Below are 16,291 nucleotides of genomic sequence, written 5' to 3' on the forward strand. Positions count from 1 at the left end.
GGCTTGACACCTCACCCTATTCGACGAGAGATAAGTGTTGATGCGCAAACTGTTTTCCAAGCGACCACAGCCTTACTACATTTATGCGCCGAACTATCGCCGCAGTTCTGCCGGCATTCGCGTACTGCACATGCTATGCGACGCACTCAACCGTTCCGGCCATGAAGCCTATGTCGTCTCTCGGGTGCTTAATCCGAATCTGATTACGCCCTACTTGAGCAATGATGTCATCGCCTTGCACCGGTCCCAGGGCCTGGAGCCTATTGCGGTTTATCCGGAGATCGTCGACGGTAATCCACTCGGGGCGGGGATCGTTGTACGTTATCTCCTGAACCAGCCAGGGTATCTGGGGGGCAGTGGTATCTATGAGCCGGATGACCTGCTGTTCGCCTATTCGCGAGGACTGCTGCAGCCTGGGATGCCGGAGGACAATATCCTCCATCTGCCAGCGATTGACCTGAGTATCTTTTGCCCGCCGGCCAATCCTGCCAAACGGATACCGGGAAAAGTCTGTTACTACCAAGGGAGGGCCGCGCAGGCGAAAGTCGACCCTGGGCTATTGCCGCCGGATGCAATAGAGATAACCCCTGAGTTTCCAGATTCTTGGGAGGGGCTGGCCGATCTGTTCCAGCAGTGCGAGTATTTTTATCTTGCCGAGCGCTCGGGGTTGGCCGCTGAAGCGGCGCTTTGTGGGTGTATCAGTATTGTGTTGCCGGGCAAATATGCACAAGGGCAGCTTTCCGAGTTCGAGAATAAGAACTACGGAACGGCCTGGGGAAATACTCCCGAGGCCATCGAACGCGCCCGGCAAACCTTGCCCTTGTTGCGTCAGACTCAACTTGAGCATCAGGCGAAATTCTGGTCTGCGCTGGATCACTTTGTCGATGTGACCCAGCAAGCGGTGCGTACCTTGCGAGAGCAAAGCAAGGGTGGTGAAGGCGGCCGGTGGCTGGCTTCGCGAGTGCTGAGCGATGTCCAAGAAAACGTACTCGAGGCGTATTTGAGCGACAAAACCGTGCCAACATTCGAAGTGTTGGTGCTTGATGGCAAGGGAGAGCCGCATGCCTTGGCTCGCACGCTCGACAGTATAAACGCCCTCGATGACCGCTACGCCTCGATTCGAGTGACTGTGCTGGCGCTCCTTGATGTGGCGAGCATCGCTCCCCAGGTCAATCTCGAAGCGTTCCAGATTGCCGCAGGCTCGCAACGTCTGGAACTCATCAATCAAAGGCTTTTCGAGTCGAGTGCCGATTGGTTCATGGTACTCAGGGCTGGGGATGAATTGACGTCCAGCGGTTTCTTGACCGCCGCTCTGGACCTGATCAATGCGCCAGCACTGCGGGCGGTATATGCTGACGAAGTCATGCGCGATGCCAACGGCAACCTGGACTTGATGCTGCGTCCGGATTTCAATCTTGACCTGCTGCTCAGTCTGCCTGCCACCATGGTTGGGCACTGGCTGTTCCGTCGGGATGTCTGGCAGGGGATGGGCGGTTTCGTGACCGATTACCCAGACGCCTTCGAGCTGGAGTTCATTCTTCGCCTGATCGAAACAGGCGGCCTCGAGGGGTTGGGGCATATCAGCGAGCCCTTGGTGATCAGCGATTTACTGACGTTGCAGGATAACCCCCAAGAGCGGGGGCTTATCGAGCAGCACCTGCGTGTACGTGGGTTCTCGGCGGCGCACGTTGATACGAGAATGGCGGGTTGTTACGAGCTGAACTACAACCATGCCGATGCGCCAATGGTCAGTATCGTGATTGTGATCGATGGCCAGTTACCTCACGCACAGCGATGCCTCGATAGCCTGTTGGGGCAGACGCTGTACAGCCGCTACGAATTACTGTTGCTGGACCGTGGTAATGAAGAGTCGACCCTGTGCGATTGGTTGTCGGGCATTGAGCAATTGGATGTCGACAATATCCAGGTACTGCGTTTCTCTTCCAGCGCATCGGTCGAAGCCATTCGCAACCAGGCCGCCAGTGGAGCAAGGGGCGATGTGCTTTTGTTCCTCGACTGCGCCATCGGGGTGATCGAGCAGGGCTGGCTGCAACAATTGCTTAACCATGTCATGCGCCCAGAAGTAGGGTGTGTCGGGGCGAAGTTGATTGATGCGGACGGTAAGCTGCGTCATGCCGGGCTGTTGACGGGGCTGGGCGGTACCGTGGGCAGACCATTGCTAGGCCAGAGCGCCGATACGGCAGGCTATATGCTCCGGGGACAAGTGGATCAGAACTACAGTGCTGTGAGTGGCCAGTGCCTGATGCTGCGTCAGGAGCTCTTCCTGGCGCTGGGGGGCTTTGACGAAGAACTTGCGCCTTGGGCGGATGTGGATCTTTGCCTGAAGGCCCAGCAAACCGGTTATTTGAATGTGTGGACGCCGCGAGTGAAGTTGTTGGTTAGCGAGTCGGAAAGTCCCGCGGCTTCGCCGGAGCAGCAATACCGTTTATATGAGCGATGGTTGCCTCAACTGGCTCGGGATCCGGCATACAACCTCAATTTTTCGCTTGCGACCGGTGCGGCGTTCAAGCTCGCGGACTCGAAGCTGTCCTGGCGTCCCTTGGCAGCCTGTAAGGCTCTGCCGACTGTTTTAGCTTATCCCGGCACTCAAGGGGCCCCTGGTGGGCGTCGAGTCATCCAGTCCTTCAACGCGCTGCATGAGGCCGGATTGATCGACGGCCGCTTGTCGTCCGCCTTGCTTACCATGGTGGAACTGGAGCGCTACTCCGCAGATGTCATTGTGATGGCGCAGCCGGTCAGCGATAGCAACCTTGAGGCGATGCGGCGCATGGGGGCTTTTTCCAAGGCCTTCAAAATCTACGATACAAGTGAATATCCATCGTTGTCCGAGCAGGCACTCTCGACGTTATATCAGGGCCTGTCCTATATGGATCGGCTGGTGGTGAACAGCGAGGCAATGGCGCAGGCATTCAAAGGGTTTCATTCCGATATCCGGGTCTTTTCTCCCCATCTGTCCCCGGGAGACTGGGGCGGCTTGGACAGTCAGCGCCGTTGCGCAGATCAGCCGCGAATCGGTTGGGCCGGAGGCATCGGCGACGCCAGTGAGCTTGATATGCTTGCCAATGTGGTGAAAGACCTTGCTGGCGAGGTGCAATGGGTGGTGCTTGGCCCATGTCCGGATCATCTACGCCCCTTCGTTCATGAGTGTCATGGCAACGTCGATATTGCCTCCTATCCGAAGAAGTTGGCATCGCTGAATCTCGATCTGGCATTGGCGCCGCTGGGTGACAGCTCAGCCAGCCGCTTCAAGACTCCCCTGCGATTATTGGAATATGGGGCGTGTGGCTATCCAGTCATTTGCAGCGACGTCGAGGCCTATCGAATCGACTTGCCAATCATGCGCGTCAACAACAGTTACGAAGCGTGGATGGATGGCATTCGGGCTTTTCTGAGTGATCTTGATGCCGCAGCACAGGTTGGGGATGCCCTGCGTGAACGTGTGGGCCGCAACTGGACGCTGACAGGCCCCGCGTTGTTGGTTTCACGCGACATCTGGCTGCCCGATTGAATATGAAAAACATCACCTCGCTGCATGGTCGCGCGAGGATAAATTGTTTTCCTATAGAAAACGGCGTGACGCATAGGTCATAAAGTGCATCTTCAATGTATTGTGTTCTCCGGGCCGGAGGCGCGTTCAGTTCATCGAACTTCGCGTCCGGGGCTGCGGTTCAATCGTTGGAAGCACCCCCTCCGCGTTTCTGGGGTACATATTCAGTAGCTATTTATGATCGGGAAGCCATGATGATTGGCATAAAAAGCATAGCGAGTTACGTGCCGACCGCTGGTGTGGATAACTACGCTCAGGGTGCCAAATTCGAGAAGGATGAAGAGTTCATCCTTGGAAAGATCGGTTCGGCGTTCTTGCCGCGCAAAGACGCTGACCAGGAAACCTCGGATCTGTGTGTACAAGCAGTGAACGCGTTGTTCGCCAACAACCCGGAGCTTTCGCGCGATTCAATCGATGCACTGATCGTCGTTACCCAAAACGGTGACGAAGAGGGGTTGCCGCACACGGCCGCCATCGTGCAGGACAAGCTCGGGCTGCCGACCCATGTGGCGGCGTTCGATATATCGCTCGGCTGCTCGGGCTACGTGTACGGCATATATGCTCTGAAAGGCTTCATGGAGGCTGCAGGGCTGAAGAACGGATTGCTGGTCACCGCCGACCCGTATTCGAAAATTGTCGACCCTGAAGATCGCAACACCACCATGTTGTTTGGCGATGCGGCCACGGCCACCTGGATGGCGGAGGGTGCCAGCTGGCAGTTGGGCAAATCCAAATTTGGCACCGACGGGTCCGGCGCGCCGCACCTTAAGGTCAGCGACGGTGTGTTTTTCATGAACGGTCGCCAGGTGTTCAATTTTGCCTTGCTGAAAGTGCCGGCTCATTTGCACGAACTGCTGAATGAGTCCTCACTGCAGGCGAGCGATATCGATGCGTTTTGCATCCACCAGGGCAGTGCGGCGATTGTCGATGCCGTGGCGCGGCGTTTCGAGGGAGATCCTGAGAAATTCATCAAGGACATGGTCGAGACCGGTAATACCGTGTCGTCGAGCATTCCGCTGCTGTTGGAAAAGCACGTCCTGGACGCCGAATGGAAGCGCGTGGCAATTAGCGGTTTCGGTGTAGGCCTGTCCTGGGGATCGGCGATTCTTTATCGTGATTGATTGATTACCTCCTTCCCTATTAGCGCTTCAGGTCAGCCTGTGGCGCTATTTTTTTGCCTGCGGTTTTGTTCTGCGGTTTCTTGACGCCATTTTTCGGGCCTTTGCCCAACGCTAACCCCTTGTTTCACAAGGGGTGGCAGTCTGCTAGCAAATTTTTTGAAAAAAGCCCTCAAGCAAGTTCCCAACCCGACGATAACTATTACGAAGGTTCTCTAGGCCACACCCGGCGGTTGCCAGGGCCGGAAGCCGCAGTACCCAACCAACGAGGAATTCGTCATGGCTTTAACAGTAAACACTAACGTCACATCGTTGAACGTTCAGAAGAACCTGAACAAGGCTTCCGATGCTCTGTCCACTTCGATGACCCGTCTGTCTTCCGGCCTGAAAATCAACAGCGCCAAAGACGACGCCGCCGGCCTGCAGATCGCTACCCGCATGACCTCGCAAATCCGCGGTCAGACCATGGCGATCAAGAACGCCAACGACGGTATCTCCATGGCGCAGACCGCTGAAGGCGCGATGCAGGAGCAAACCAACATCCTGCAACGTATGCGTGAACTGGCTGTTCAGTCTCGCAACGACAGCAACAGCGCAACCGATCGTGACGCTCTGAACAAAGAGTTCTCGCAGATGAGCGCCGAGCTGACCCGTATCGCCAACAGCACCAACTTGAACGGCAAGAACCTGCTTGACGGTACCGCCAGCACCATGACCTTCCAGGTCGGCTCCAACGCTGGTGCCTCCAACCAGATCACGCTGACCCTGAGCGCCAGCTTCGACGCTGACACCATGGGTGTAGGTTCGGCAATCACCATCGCTGGCTCCACCAGCGCCATTGCTGAAACCAACTTCTCGGCTGCCATCACTGCGATCGACTCGGCACTGCAAGACATCAACACTGCCCGTGCCGACCTCGGTGCCGCACAAAACCGTTTCTCCAGCACCATCTCCAACCTGCAGAACATCAACGAAAACGCCAGTGCTGCACTGGGTCGCGTACAAGACACTGACTTCGCGGCTGAAACTGCGCAACTGACCAAGCAGCAGACTCTGCAGCAAGCGTCTACTTCGGTTCTGGCCCAGGCCAACCAACTGCCATCCGCTGTACTGAAGCTGCTTCAGTAATAGCCGGATGAGTTTTAGCGGGGGAGTGCGCTTGCGTGCTCTCTCGCTTTTTCCGTTCAAGAGGTGATGGACATGGATATGAGCGTGAAGCTGAACTTGTCTTATCCAGCGGCGAAGCCGGTGCCCGCAGTGGTCGACAAGCCCGTGGAGAAGCCTCAAGCCGAGGTTGCTACCGTAACCCCGGTCAAGCAAGCGCCTAAAGACGCTGCCGCCGAGCAGGACAAACTCAAGAAGGCCGTTCAGGAAATCGAGAAGTTTGTTCAGTCGGTCAAGCGCAACCTGGAGTTCTCTATTGATGAGCCTTCAGGCAAAGTAGTGGTCAAAGTGATTGCCAGTGGTTCCGGTGAAGTGATTCGCCAGATCCCGAACGAAGAAGTTCTGAAACTGGCCAACAGTTTGAATGATGCAAACAGCTTGTTGTTCAGCGCCGAAGCCTGACAACCGGCACGAATTTTGTTGTTATGTTCTTTTGGGCGTTGTAAAGGTCAAAAGGCCGGCGACACACTGAAGGGAGTCCCACATGGCAAGTCCAATTCTACCTGGCTTGGGTCTAGGCTCTGGCCTTGATACCACCGCGATCGTCAAGGCGCTGGTCGATTCCGACAAGGCCGCCAAGCAAGGTCAGATCACCCGAGCGACGACGACGACTACCAACAGTATCTCCGGGGTCGGAACCCTGAAGTCATTGTTGGCGGCCTTCAATACCGCCATGAAGGACTTGGCCAGTACCACGAACCCGCAATTCTCGGGTTTTGCCGCGACATCTTCCGCCCCTGGTGTCCTGACGGCTACCGCCAGCAACTCTGCGGTGGGTGGTACCTATTCAATCAAGGTCGATAAAATTGCAACGGCTTCCAAGGTCACCACAGCGGCCTTTGCCGGTGGTGCCAGCAGTGCCATCCCGACCGGAACGCTGACCATCAAGCAGAACGGCGTCGACTACAACCTCAACGTGGGGGCAGGCGCGACCCTGCAATCGGTTCGCGACTCGATCAACGCCGACGTGTCCCTCAAGGCGGCGGGTTTCAGTGCCAACATCGTGACCGACTCCTTTGGTTCGCGCTTGGTGTTAGGTTCGACGACTACGGGGGCTGGATCCGACATCTCAGTCAGCGGCATAGCCGGACTTGAGATAGACGGGACGAACGTCGTGGGTGCTGGCGGCGCTGCGCTGACAGCAACTTCGGCGGGCGCGATTGGTGCTGTGGCGCAGGATGCCGCGTTCTCCATCGACGGCATGGCGCTGACCAGCAAAAGCAATACCGTAAGCACGGCTATTTCCGGACTGACGTTGAATTTGCTTAGCGGGGGAGCGAGCGCTACTTCAACCATTACCGTCGCGCCGAACAATGATGGTCTGAAAGCGTCCATCCAGAAATTCGTCGACGCCTATAACGCCATTGCCACCAGTATCACCGCGCTGACCAAGCCTTCGCTCGATGCTGACGGTAACCCTACCGTGCCGGCAAAGTTGACCGGTGACGCGTTGCCTCGTTCGCTGCTGGCGTCGATTCGCGGTCCGCTGTCGGAGACCGGTTCTGGCGACAAGCTCACCGTACTGGCGCAACTGGGTATCACCACCAACCAGAAGACCGGTGCCTTGGATTTCAATACCACCAAGTTCACCACGGCGATGAACGACAAGAAGCTCAGCGGTGAAGTCCAGACGTTGTTCACCGGTACCAATGGTCTGCTGGAGCGTATGGGCAAGGCTATCGAACCCTACTCCCAGACCGGCGGTATCCTGGATCAGCGGACCACGGCGCTGAACAAGACCCAGACCCGGCTGGCGAACGATCAGGCGGCCCTGGATCGCCGGGTCGAGACCCTCACCGCCGTGCTGACCAAGAAATACAACGACATGGATACCCTGGTCGGCAAGTTGAAGGCCACTGCCAGCAACATCACTTCGATGTTCGAGGCGATGACGGCGCGGCAGAAAAACAGCTGATATTCGACCGATGCAAAAAAGCCCGGCAACGTTTTGGCAACGTTCCGGGCTTTCCGCTTTTCAACCTAAAGTTTTTTGACGCAGCGTCGATACGCTGTTTATACGAACCGAAGTTTTCAGATGAGGTAGAACATGAATCCGATGTTAGCCCTTCGCCAATACCAGAAGATTGGCGCCCAGGCGCAAACCTCCGAAGCAAGCCCCCATCGTCTGGTACAGATGCTCATGGAAGGTGGCCTGGATCGTATCGCCCAGGCCAAGGGTGCGATGGAGCGCAACGATATCGCCAGCAGAGGCGTGTTGATCAGCAAGGCCATCGGCATCGTCGGCGGTTTGCGTGAAGGTCTGGACCTGGAAAACCAGGCCGAGTCAGTGGCCGAACTGGATGCGCTCTACACCTACATGATGAAACGTCTGGCCGAAGCCAACGTCAAGGCCGATGTGAAGTTCCTCGACGAAGTCGCCGATCTGCTTCGCACGGTCAAGGAAGGCTGGGATGCCATTGCCGCGCCTGGTCCGCAATTCTAAGGAGTGCTCTCATGAGTCTTGTCCTGCAGCGAATCGAACATACCCGTGATGCCCTGGTCGATGCCTTGGCTGAGCGCAACTGGGAAGCCATCGGTCAATTGGACCTGGCTTGCCGTTCCTGCATGGAAGACGTCCTGGGTGAGCCTCAGGTGGACGAGGCGGCGTTGCGGATCAATCTTGAGGAATTGCTAGGGGTCTATCGGCAATTGCTGGAGGCGGCGACGGGAGAGCGTCAGGCGATCGTCGACGAGATGCAACAGATCCATCAAGCACAGAACGCGGCAAAGGTTTACCATCTGTTCGGTTAATGCTCAGTTAATCCGAGCCCGTTGCGCCATAAATTTGACTGTGCACGGTTTTTTGACTTAACTAGTAGCTGTTTACAGATTTAAGGCGTCTACAGGCATGACAAGTCTGCAAGCGTCTAGCTTGCCCCTAATTTCGGGCATTGGGTTGACTAGGGAAGTTGCTATTGCATGTGGCGTGAAACCAAAATTCTCCTGATCGATGACGATAGCGTCCGCCGCCGCGACTTGGCGGTGATCCTGAATTTTCTTGGTGAAGAAAATTTACCCTGCGGAAGCCATGACTGGCAGCAGGCTGTCGGCTCATTGTCGTCCAGTCGTGAAGTCATCTGTGTCCTTATCGGGACCGTAAATGCTCCCGCAACGCTTTTGGGCTTGCTAAAGACACTCTCAACCTGGGATGAGTTCCTTCCGGTTTTGTTAATGGGCGAAAATTCTTCCCTTGACTTGCCTGAAGACCAGCGCCGCCGGGTACTTTCCACGCTCGAAATGCCGCCCAGCTACAGCAAGCTGCTGGATTCTCTGCATCGCGCGCAGGTTTATCGCGAGATGTACGACCAGGCTCGCGAGCGCGGCAGGCATCGCGAACCCAACCTGTTCCGCAGCCTCGTCGGCACCAGCCGGGCGATCCAGCACGTGCGCCAGATGATGCAGCAGGTCGCCGATACCGACGCCAGCGTGCTGATCCTGGGCGAGTCGGGCACCGGCAAGGAAGTGGTCGCGCGCAACCTGCATTACCACTCCAAGCGCCGCGAAGCGCCGTTCGTGCCAGTCAACTGTGGCGCGATCCCGGCCGAGTTGCTGGAAAGCGAACTGTTTGGTCATGAGAAGGGCGCCTTTACCGGCGCGATCACCAGCCGCGCCGGGCGTTTCGAACTGGCCAATGGCGGCACGCTGTTTCTCGATGAAATCGGCGACATGCCGCTGCCAATGCAGGTCAAGCTGCTGCGGGTCCTGCAGGAGCGCACCTTCGAGCGCGTGGGCAGCAACAAGACCCAGAGCGTCGATGTGCGCATCATTGCCGCTACGCACAAGAACCTCGAGAGCATGATCGAGGTCGGCAGTTTCCGCGAAGACCTTTATTACCGTCTCAACGTTTTCCCGATCGAAATGGCGCCGCTGCGTGAGCGGGTCGAAGACATCCCGTTGCTGATGAACGAACTGATCTCGCGCATGGAGCACGAAAAACGTGGTTCGATCCGCTTCAACTCGGCGGCGATCATGTCCCTGTGTCGCCATGGCTGGCCGGGCAACGTCCGTGAGCTGGCCAACTTGGTGGAGCGCATGGCGATCATGCACCCGTATGGGGTGATCGGCGTGAACGAACTGCCGAAGAAATTCCGCTACGTCGACGACGAAGACGAGCAAATGGTCGACAGCTTGCGCAGCGACCTGGAGGAGCGGGTGGCCATCAACGGTCACACGCCGGATTTCACCGCCAATGCCTTGTTGCCACCCGAAGGCCTGGATCTCAAGGATTACCTGGGAGGCCTGGAACAAGGGCTGATCCAGCAGGCGCTGGACGATGCCAACGGCATCGTGGCCCGCGCCGCAGAACGCCTGCGCATCCGTCGCACCACCCTGGTGGAGAAGATGCGCAAGTACGGCATGAGCCGTCGCGAAGGAGATGAACAGGCGGATGATTGACGCCTGTTTTCCAACCGCCTGATTTTCAGGCGGTTTTTTTTCGGCACGGGTATTGCTATAGCCCTCGCAACGTTCCGTTTAACTGACGGTCAGCCAAGCGAGAGAGCACGATGACCCAAGTCGCCCAGATGTCTCCTGTCCCCGAGCCGGGACACATGCCCTCCGCCGAGCAGGCAAGCCGGCTTGGACTTGAGCAGGCATTTTTGCTGTTCAACCAGATGTCCAGCCAACTGACGGATTCCTACAGCCTGCTGGAAGCCCGGGTCACCGAGCTCAAGGGTGAGCTGGCCGTGGTCAGCGCCCAGCGCATGCAGGAACTGGCGGAAAAGGAGCGCTTGGCCAATCGTCTGCAAAATCTCCTCGACTTGTTGCCCGGTGGCGTGATCGTCATCGACGCCCACGGCCGTGTGCGCGAAGCCAACCCGGCGGCCTGCGAGTTGCTCGGCCTGCCCTTGGAGGGCGAGCTGTGGCGGCATGTCATCGCCCGCTGCTTTGCGCCCCGGGACGACGATGGCCATGAAGTGTCCCTCAAGGACGGTCGGCGCCTGTCCATCTCGACGCGCTCGCTGGATGCCGAACCCGGGCAATTGGTGCTACTCAATGACTTGACTGAAACCCGTCACCTGCAAGACCAGTTGGCTCGCCACGAGCGCTTGTCTTCCCTGGGGCGGATGGTAGCGTCGCTGGCCCATCAGATTCGTACGCCGCTTTCTGCCGCGCTGCTCTATGCCAGTCATCTGACTGAACAGCAATTGCCGATGGAAACCCAGCAACGCTTCGCTGGACGCTTGAAAGAGCGCCTGCACGAACTGGAGCACCAGGTGCGGGACATGCTGGTATTCGCTCGCGGCGAGCTGCCGTTGACTGACCGTGTCACTCCCAAGGCCTTGCTGCAATCACTGCAGGCCGCGGCGTTGACCCATGTACAGGAGCTGTCGATCCGCTGGCAGTGCGACAGTCACGTCGGCGAAGTGTTGTGTAACCGCGACACGTTGGTGGGCGCGGTGTTGAACCTCATCGAAAATGCGATCCAGGCCAGCGGTGGCGACGTCCGGCTGAAAGTGCACTTGTACACACGGGACAACACCTTGCGCCTGTCTGTCAGCGACAACGGCAGCGGTATCGAGCCGGCCGTGCTGGCGCGCCTGGGCGAGCCATTCTTCACCACCAAGACCACTGGCACCGGCCTGGGCCTGACCGTGGTCAAGGCCGTGGCCCGTGCCCATCAGGGAGAATTGCAACTGCGCTCGCGGCTGGGCCGTGGCACCTGTGCGACGGTGTGCTTGCCGCTGTTTTCCAATGCGCCAGGGGTGGAGTGAAAGCAATGGCGATCAAGGTGTTGCTGGTTGAGGATGATCGGGCCCTGCGCGAGGCGCTGGCCGACACGCTGGTGCTCGCCGGGCACGATTACGCCTCCGTCGGTTCGGCGGAAGAGGCGTTGTTGGCGGTGGGGCGGGAAGCGTTCAGCCTGGTGGTCAGTGACGTCAACATGCCCGGCATGGACGGCCATCAATTGCTTGGCCTGTTGCGTGCCCGCCAGCCGCAGCTGCCGGTATTGCTGATGACCGCCCACGGTGCCGTCGAGCGCGCGGTGGATGCCATGCGCCAGGGCGCTGCGGACTATCTGGTCAAGCCGTTCGAACCCAAGGCCTTGCTGGACCTGGTGGCTCGTCATGCCCTGGGCAGTCCCGTCATCGAAGGCGAGGGGCCGGTGGCGCTCGAACCGGCCAGTGCGCAATTGCTGGAGTTGGCGGCACGGGTCGCTCGCAGCGATTCGACCGTATTGATTTCCGGCGAGTCCGGCACCGGCAAAGAGGTGCTGGCGCGCTACATCCACCAGCAATCGCGCCGCGCCAACGAACCGTTCATTGCCATCAACTGTGCGGCGATTCCCGACAATATGCTCGAGGCCACGCTGTTCGGTCACGAGAAGGGTTCGTTCACTGGCGCCATTGCAGCCCAGGCTGGCAAGTTCGAACAGGCTGACGGTGGCACGATCCTGCTCGATGAAATTTCCGAAATGCCCATGGGCCTGCAGGCCAAGTTGTTGCGGGTGCTGCAAGAGCGGGAAGTGGAGCGAGTCGGCGCACGCAAGCCCATCAGTCTGGACATCCGCGTGGTGGCGACCACCAACCGCGACCTGGCCGGCGAAGTGGCGGCGGGGCGTTTCCGTGAAGACCTTTACTATCGCTTGTCGGTATTCCCGCTGGCCTGGCGTCCCTTGCGCGAGCGCACGGCCGATATTCTCCCGCTGGCCGAGCGCTTGCTGGCCAAGCACGTCAACAAAATGAAGCATGCGGCGGCCCGGCTGTCGCCCCAGGCCCAGGCGTTCCTGATTGCCTACCCCTGGCCCGGCAACGTGCGAGAACTGGATAACGCCATCCAGCGGGCCCTGATCCTGCAGCAGGGCGGTTTGATCCAGCCGGAAGATTTCTGCCTGACCGGGCCGGTGGCCTGTGCGCCGTTGCCCGCATTGTCGCCTCCGTCGGCGCCGACACTCGTCCCCCCGATGGAGGTGGACGGTGAGTCGGCTGGCGCCTTGGGAGACGACCTGCGTCGCCGTGAATTCCAGATGATCATCGACACCCTGCGTGCCGAGCGTGGTCGTCGCAAGGAAGCCGCCGAGCGCCTGGGGATCAGTCCGCGTACCCTGCGCTACAAGTTGGCGCAGATGCGTGACGCCGGCATGGACGTCGAGGCCTACCTCTTCGCCAGTTGAATCGTGGCAAGCGGGCGTGCTCCCGCCAGAGTGCGAAGCGCTCATTGATTACTCGCGATACCGCATGGGTCGGATGCCCGCGCGCGCATTTGTTTCTTTCGGCCATGGAGCTGGCACCCTTGTTGCTAATACCTGAATATCCGCTGAGCAAGTGTCAAAAAAATGCGGGCCGCCAGAGAGAGTAGACCATGAGCCAAGGTATTGAATTTAATCGGTTGATGCTGGACATGCGGGCCATGCAAATGGACGCCATGGCCCAGCCTAAATCGGTCGCGGTCCCCCAGGTGGGTGGCAGCAGCTTTTCCGACATGCTCGGTCAGGCCGTCAATAAAGTGAACGATACCCAGCAGGCATCGAACCAGTTGGCCAGTGCTTTCGAGATTGGCAAAAGTGGCGTCGACCTGACGGACGTAATGATCTCCTCGCAGAAAGCCAGTGTCTCGTTTCAGGCGTTGACCCAGGTTCGTAACAAACTGGTTCAAGCCTACCAAGACATCATGCAGATGCCGGTTTAAGGAAATTATTGAGTCATGGCAGAAGCAGCCGTTGATAACGTTCCGGCCAAGGCCACTCCGGTAGACGGCAAACCGCCGCTGTTCGGTCTGTCCTTCCTGGAAAATCTCTCCGAGATGACCATGCTGCGTCAGGTGGGCCTGTTGGTCGGCCTGGCTGCCAGCGTGGCGATTGGTTTTGCCGTGGTGCTGTGGTCCCAGCAGCCGGACTACCGGCCGCTGTATGGCAGCCTGGCGGGCATGGACGCCAAGCAAGTCATGGAAACCCTGGCTTCCGCCGACATTCCTTACACCGTCGAACCCAATTCCGGCGCGTTGCTGGTCAAGGCTGATGACGTTGCCCGTGCGCGCCTCAAGCTCGCCGCCGCTGGCGTGACGCCTACCGATGGCAACATCGGTTTCGAGATCCTGGACAAGGATCAGGGCCTGGGCACCAGTCAGTTCATGGAAGCGACCCGTTATCGTCGCGGCCTGGAAGGTGAGCTGGCGCGGACCATTTCCAGCCTGAACAACGTCAAGGGCGCCCGTGTGCACCTGGCGATTCCGAAAAGCTCGGTGTTCGTGCGCGATGAGCGCAAGCCCAGCGCATCGGTATTGGTCGAGCTGTATCCGGGCCGCTCCCTGGAGCCGGGCCAGGTCATGGCCATCGTCAACCTCGTGGCGACCAGCGTACCTGAGCTGAGCAAGTCGCAGATCACCGTGGTCGATCAGAAAGGCACGCTGCTGTCCGATCAGGCGGAAAACTCCGAACTGACCATGGCCGGCAAGCAATTCGATTACAGCCGTCGCATGGAAGGCATGCTGACCCAGCGGGTGCACAACATCCTCCAACCGGTCTTGGGTAATGACCGCTATAAGGCTGAAGTTTCGGCCGATGTGGACTTCAGTGCGGTCGAATCGACTTCCGAGCAGTTCAACCCTGATCAGCCGGCCTTGCGCAGTGAGCAATCGGTCAATGAGCAGCGCACCGCGAGCAATGGCCCGCAAGGTGTCCCCGGTGCATTGAGCAACCAGCCGCCGTCGCCGGCCAGCGCGCCGCAAACCACCGGTGGTGCCGCGGGATCGGCCAGCATGGTGCAGCCAGGCCAGCCGCTGGTGGATGCCAACGGCCAGCAGATCATGGATCCGGCCACCGGCCAGCCGATGCTGGCGCCGTACCCGGCGGACAAGCGTCAGCAGTCGACCAAGAACTTCGAGCTCGATCGTTCCATCAGCCACACCAAGCAGCAGCAGGGTCGTCTGACTCGCCTGTCGGTCGCGGTGGTGGTGGACGATCAGGTCAAGGTCAACCCGGCCAATGGCGAAACCACGCGTGCGCCATGGAGCGCCGACGAATTGGCGCGCTTCACTCGCCTGGTGCAGGACGCCGTCGGTTTCGACGCCAGCCGTGGCGACAGCGTCAGCGTGATCAACGTGCCGTTCTCCTCCGAGCGCGGCGAAGTGATCGCCGATATTCCCTTTTATTCGCAACCCTGGTTCTGGGATGTGGTCAAGCAAGTACTGGGCGTGCTGTTCATCCTGATCCTGGTATTCGGTGTACTGCGTCCGGTACTGAACAACATCACCAACGGCGGCAAGAACAAGCAGTTGGCAGGCCTGGGTGATGTAGAGCTGGGAGGCATGGGCGGCCTGGATGGCGAATTGGCCAACGATCGCGTCAGCCTCGGCGGGCCGCAGAGCATTCTGCTGCCAAGTCCGAGCGAAGGTTATGACGCTCAGTTGAACGCTATCAAGAGTCTGGTGGCAGAAGATCCGGGTCGTGTGGCCCAGGTCGTGAAAGAGTGGATTAACGCAGATGAGTGATAATCGAGCCGCTGTTGCCAAATTGTCCCGGGTCGACAAAGCCGCGATCCTGCTGCTGTCCCTGGGTTCGACCGACGCTGCCCAGGTGCTGCGTCACATGGGCCCCAAGGAGGTCCAGCGGGTGGGCGTGGCCATGGCACAAATGGGCAACGTACACCGTGAGCAGGTCGAGCAAGTGATGAGTGAATTCGTCGACATCGTCGGCGATCAGACCAGCCTGGGCGTCGGTTCCGACGACTATGTGCGCAAGATGCTCACCCAGGCACTGGGCGAGGACAAGGCCAACGGCCTGATCGACCGGATCCTGCTGGGCGGCAACACCAGCGGCCTGGACAGCCTCAAGTGGATGGAGCCGCGGGCGGTTGCCGACGTGATCCGTTACGAGCACCCGCAGATCCAGGCGATCGTGGTGGCTTACCTCGACCCGGACCAGGCCGGTGAAGTGCTGGGCAACTTCGACCACAAGGTGCGCCTGGACATCATCCTGCGGGTGTCTTCGCTCAACACCGTGCAGCCGGCGGCCCTGAAAGAATTGAACCAGATTCTCGAGAAGCAGTTCTCGGGCAACTCCAATGCCTCGCGCACCACCCTGGGCGGCATCAAGCGCGCGGCGGACATCATGAACTTCCTCGACAGTTCGATCGAAGGTCAGTTGATGGACTCGATCCGCGAGTTCGACGAAGACCTGTCCGGTCAGATCGAAGACCTCATGTTCGTGTTCAACAACCTGTCCGATGTCGACGATCGTGGCATCCAGGCGCTGTTGCGCGAAGTGTCGTCCGACGTGCTGGTACTGGCCCTCAAGGGGTCGGACGAAGGCGTCAAGGAAAAGATCTTCAAGAACATGTCCAAACGGGCGGCCGAACTGTTGCGCGACGATCTCGAGGCCAAGGGCCCGGTACGCGTCAGCGACGTGGAAACCGCACAGAAGGAAATCCTCACCATCGCCCGCCGCATGGCCGAAGCCGGGGAGATCGTTCTCGGTGGCAAGGGCGGCGAAGAGATGATCTAA

The 16,291-nt window shown here is 58.9% G+C and carries 13 protein-coding genes; all 13 read left to right on the plus strand.

The features are described from left to right. Window positions 1-40 precede the first annotated feature (40 nt). The 13 genes from BT116_RS07065 (at window position 41) to fliG (ending at window position 16,291) form a co-directional block, all read left to right on the plus strand. Complete coding sequence (locus BT116_RS07065; RefSeq protein WP_072341580.1) at window positions 41-3,529, plus strand: glycosyltransferase; 3,489 nt, start codon at window positions 41-43, stop codon at window positions 3,527-3,529. A gap of 233 nt (window positions 3,530-3,762) precedes the next feature. Next, window positions 3,763-4,689 (plus strand): ketoacyl-ACP synthase III, encoded by a 927-nt coding sequence (locus BT116_RS07070; RefSeq protein WP_072341701.1) that lies wholly within the window; start codon window positions 3,763-3,765, stop codon window positions 4,687-4,689. 276 nt (window positions 4,690-4,965) lie between these two features. Next, the gene (locus tag BT116_RS07075) at window positions 4,966-5,814 is read left to right on the plus strand and encodes a flagellin domain-containing protein (protein WP_072341585.1); all 849 of its coding nucleotides are present in this window, start codon (window positions 4,966-4,968) and stop codon (window positions 5,812-5,814) included. Between the two features lie 72 nt (window positions 5,815-5,886). Beyond that, the gene (locus BT116_RS07080) at window positions 5,887-6,252 is read left to right on the plus strand and encodes a flagellar protein FlaG (RefSeq protein WP_072341590.1); all 366 of its coding nucleotides are present in this window, start codon (window positions 5,887-5,889) and stop codon (window positions 6,250-6,252) included. 82 nt (window positions 6,253-6,334) lie between these two features. After that, window positions 6,335-7,765: a flagellar filament capping protein FliD gene (fliD, locus tag BT116_RS07085; protein WP_072341593.1), complete on the plus strand. Its 1,431-nt coding sequence runs from the start codon at window positions 6,335-6,337 to the stop codon at window positions 7,763-7,765. Between the two features lie 132 nt (window positions 7,766-7,897). Continuing rightward, complete coding sequence (gene fliS / locus BT116_RS07090) at window positions 7,898-8,293, plus strand: flagellar export chaperone FliS (RefSeq protein ID WP_072341596.1); 396 nt, start codon at window positions 7,898-7,900, stop codon at window positions 8,291-8,293. Window positions 8,294-8,304: 11 nt separating this feature from the next. After that, complete coding sequence (locus BT116_RS07095; RefSeq protein WP_072341599.1) at window positions 8,305-8,601, plus strand: flagellar protein FliT; 297 nt, start codon at window positions 8,305-8,307, stop codon at window positions 8,599-8,601. A gap of 168 nt (window positions 8,602-8,769) precedes the next feature. Then, entirely contained in the window at window positions 8,770-10,245 is a 1,476-nt protein-coding gene (locus tag BT116_RS07100) for a sigma-54 dependent transcriptional regulator (protein WP_003199076.1), read from the plus strand. Between the two features lie 110 nt (window positions 10,246-10,355). Further along, complete coding sequence (locus tag BT116_RS07105; protein WP_072341602.1) at window positions 10,356-11,564, plus strand: sensor histidine kinase; 1,209 nt, start codon at window positions 10,356-10,358, stop codon at window positions 11,562-11,564. A 5-nt stretch (window positions 11,565-11,569) separates the two neighbouring features. Beyond that, window positions 11,570-12,964 carry a sigma-54-dependent response regulator transcription factor FleR gene (gene fleR, locus BT116_RS07110; protein WP_072341605.1) on the plus strand — a complete coding sequence of 465 codons (1,395 nt, stop codon included), beginning with the start codon at window positions 11,570-11,572 and terminating at the stop codon, window positions 12,962-12,964. 188 nt (window positions 12,965-13,152) lie between these two features. Then, window positions 13,153-13,479, plus strand: coding sequence for a flagellar hook-basal body complex protein FliE (gene fliE, locus BT116_RS07115; protein ID WP_003199082.1), 327 nt, complete (start codon window positions 13,153-13,155; stop codon window positions 13,477-13,479). A gap of 15 nt (window positions 13,480-13,494) precedes the next feature. Then, window positions 13,495-15,279, plus strand: coding sequence for a flagellar basal-body MS-ring/collar protein FliF (gene fliF / locus BT116_RS07120; protein ID WP_072341608.1), 1,785 nt, complete (start codon window positions 13,495-13,497; stop codon window positions 15,277-15,279). Continuing rightward, window positions 15,272-16,291: a flagellar motor switch protein FliG gene (gene fliG, locus BT116_RS07125; protein WP_003199086.1), complete on the plus strand. Its 1,020-nt coding sequence runs from the start codon at window positions 15,272-15,274 to the stop codon at window positions 16,289-16,291. Before fliF ends, fliG begins: the two co-directional genes overlap by 8 nt.

This window comes from Pseudomonas sp. NFACC16-2, from assembly GCF_900119205.1.
GTDB classification, from domain to species: Bacteria; Pseudomonadota; Gammaproteobacteria; order Pseudomonadales; family Pseudomonadaceae; genus Aquipseudomonas; species Aquipseudomonas fluorescens_Q.

What these genes read in the sequence shown, in the direction of transcription:
- BT116_RS07065 (WP_072341580.1), top strand. Translation starts at nt 41, where the DNA reads ATGCGCAAACTGTTTTCCAAGCGACCACAGCCTTACTACATTTATGCG.
- BT116_RS07070 (WP_072341701.1), top strand. Translation starts at nt 3,763, where the DNA reads ATGATTGGCATAAAAAGCATAGCGAGTTACGTGCCGACCGCTGGTGTG.
- BT116_RS07075 (WP_072341585.1), top strand. Translation starts at nt 4,966, where the DNA reads ATGGCTTTAACAGTAAACACTAACGTCACATCGTTGAACGTTCAGAAG.
- BT116_RS07080 (WP_072341590.1), top strand. Translation starts at nt 5,887, where the DNA reads ATGGATATGAGCGTGAAGCTGAACTTGTCTTATCCAGCGGCGAAGCCG.
- fliD (WP_072341593.1), top strand. Translation starts at nt 6,335, where the DNA reads ATGGCAAGTCCAATTCTACCTGGCTTGGGTCTAGGCTCTGGCCTTGAT.
- fliS (WP_072341596.1), top strand. Translation starts at nt 7,898, where the DNA reads ATGAATCCGATGTTAGCCCTTCGCCAATACCAGAAGATTGGCGCCCAG.
- BT116_RS07095 (WP_072341599.1), top strand. Translation starts at nt 8,305, where the DNA reads ATGAGTCTTGTCCTGCAGCGAATCGAACATACCCGTGATGCCCTGGTC.
- BT116_RS07100 (WP_003199076.1), top strand. Translation starts at nt 8,770, where the DNA reads ATGTGGCGTGAAACCAAAATTCTCCTGATCGATGACGATAGCGTCCGC.
- BT116_RS07105 (WP_072341602.1), top strand. Translation starts at nt 10,356, where the DNA reads ATGACCCAAGTCGCCCAGATGTCTCCTGTCCCCGAGCCGGGACACATG.
- fleR (WP_072341605.1), top strand. Translation starts at nt 11,570, where the DNA reads ATGGCGATCAAGGTGTTGCTGGTTGAGGATGATCGGGCCCTGCGCGAG.
- fliE (WP_003199082.1), top strand. Translation starts at nt 13,153, where the DNA reads ATGAGCCAAGGTATTGAATTTAATCGGTTGATGCTGGACATGCGGGCC.
- fliF (WP_072341608.1), top strand. Translation starts at nt 13,495, where the DNA reads ATGGCAGAAGCAGCCGTTGATAACGTTCCGGCCAAGGCCACTCCGGTA.
- fliG (WP_003199086.1), top strand. Translation starts at nt 15,272, where the DNA reads ATGAGTGATAATCGAGCCGCTGTTGCCAAATTGTCCCGGGTCGACAAA.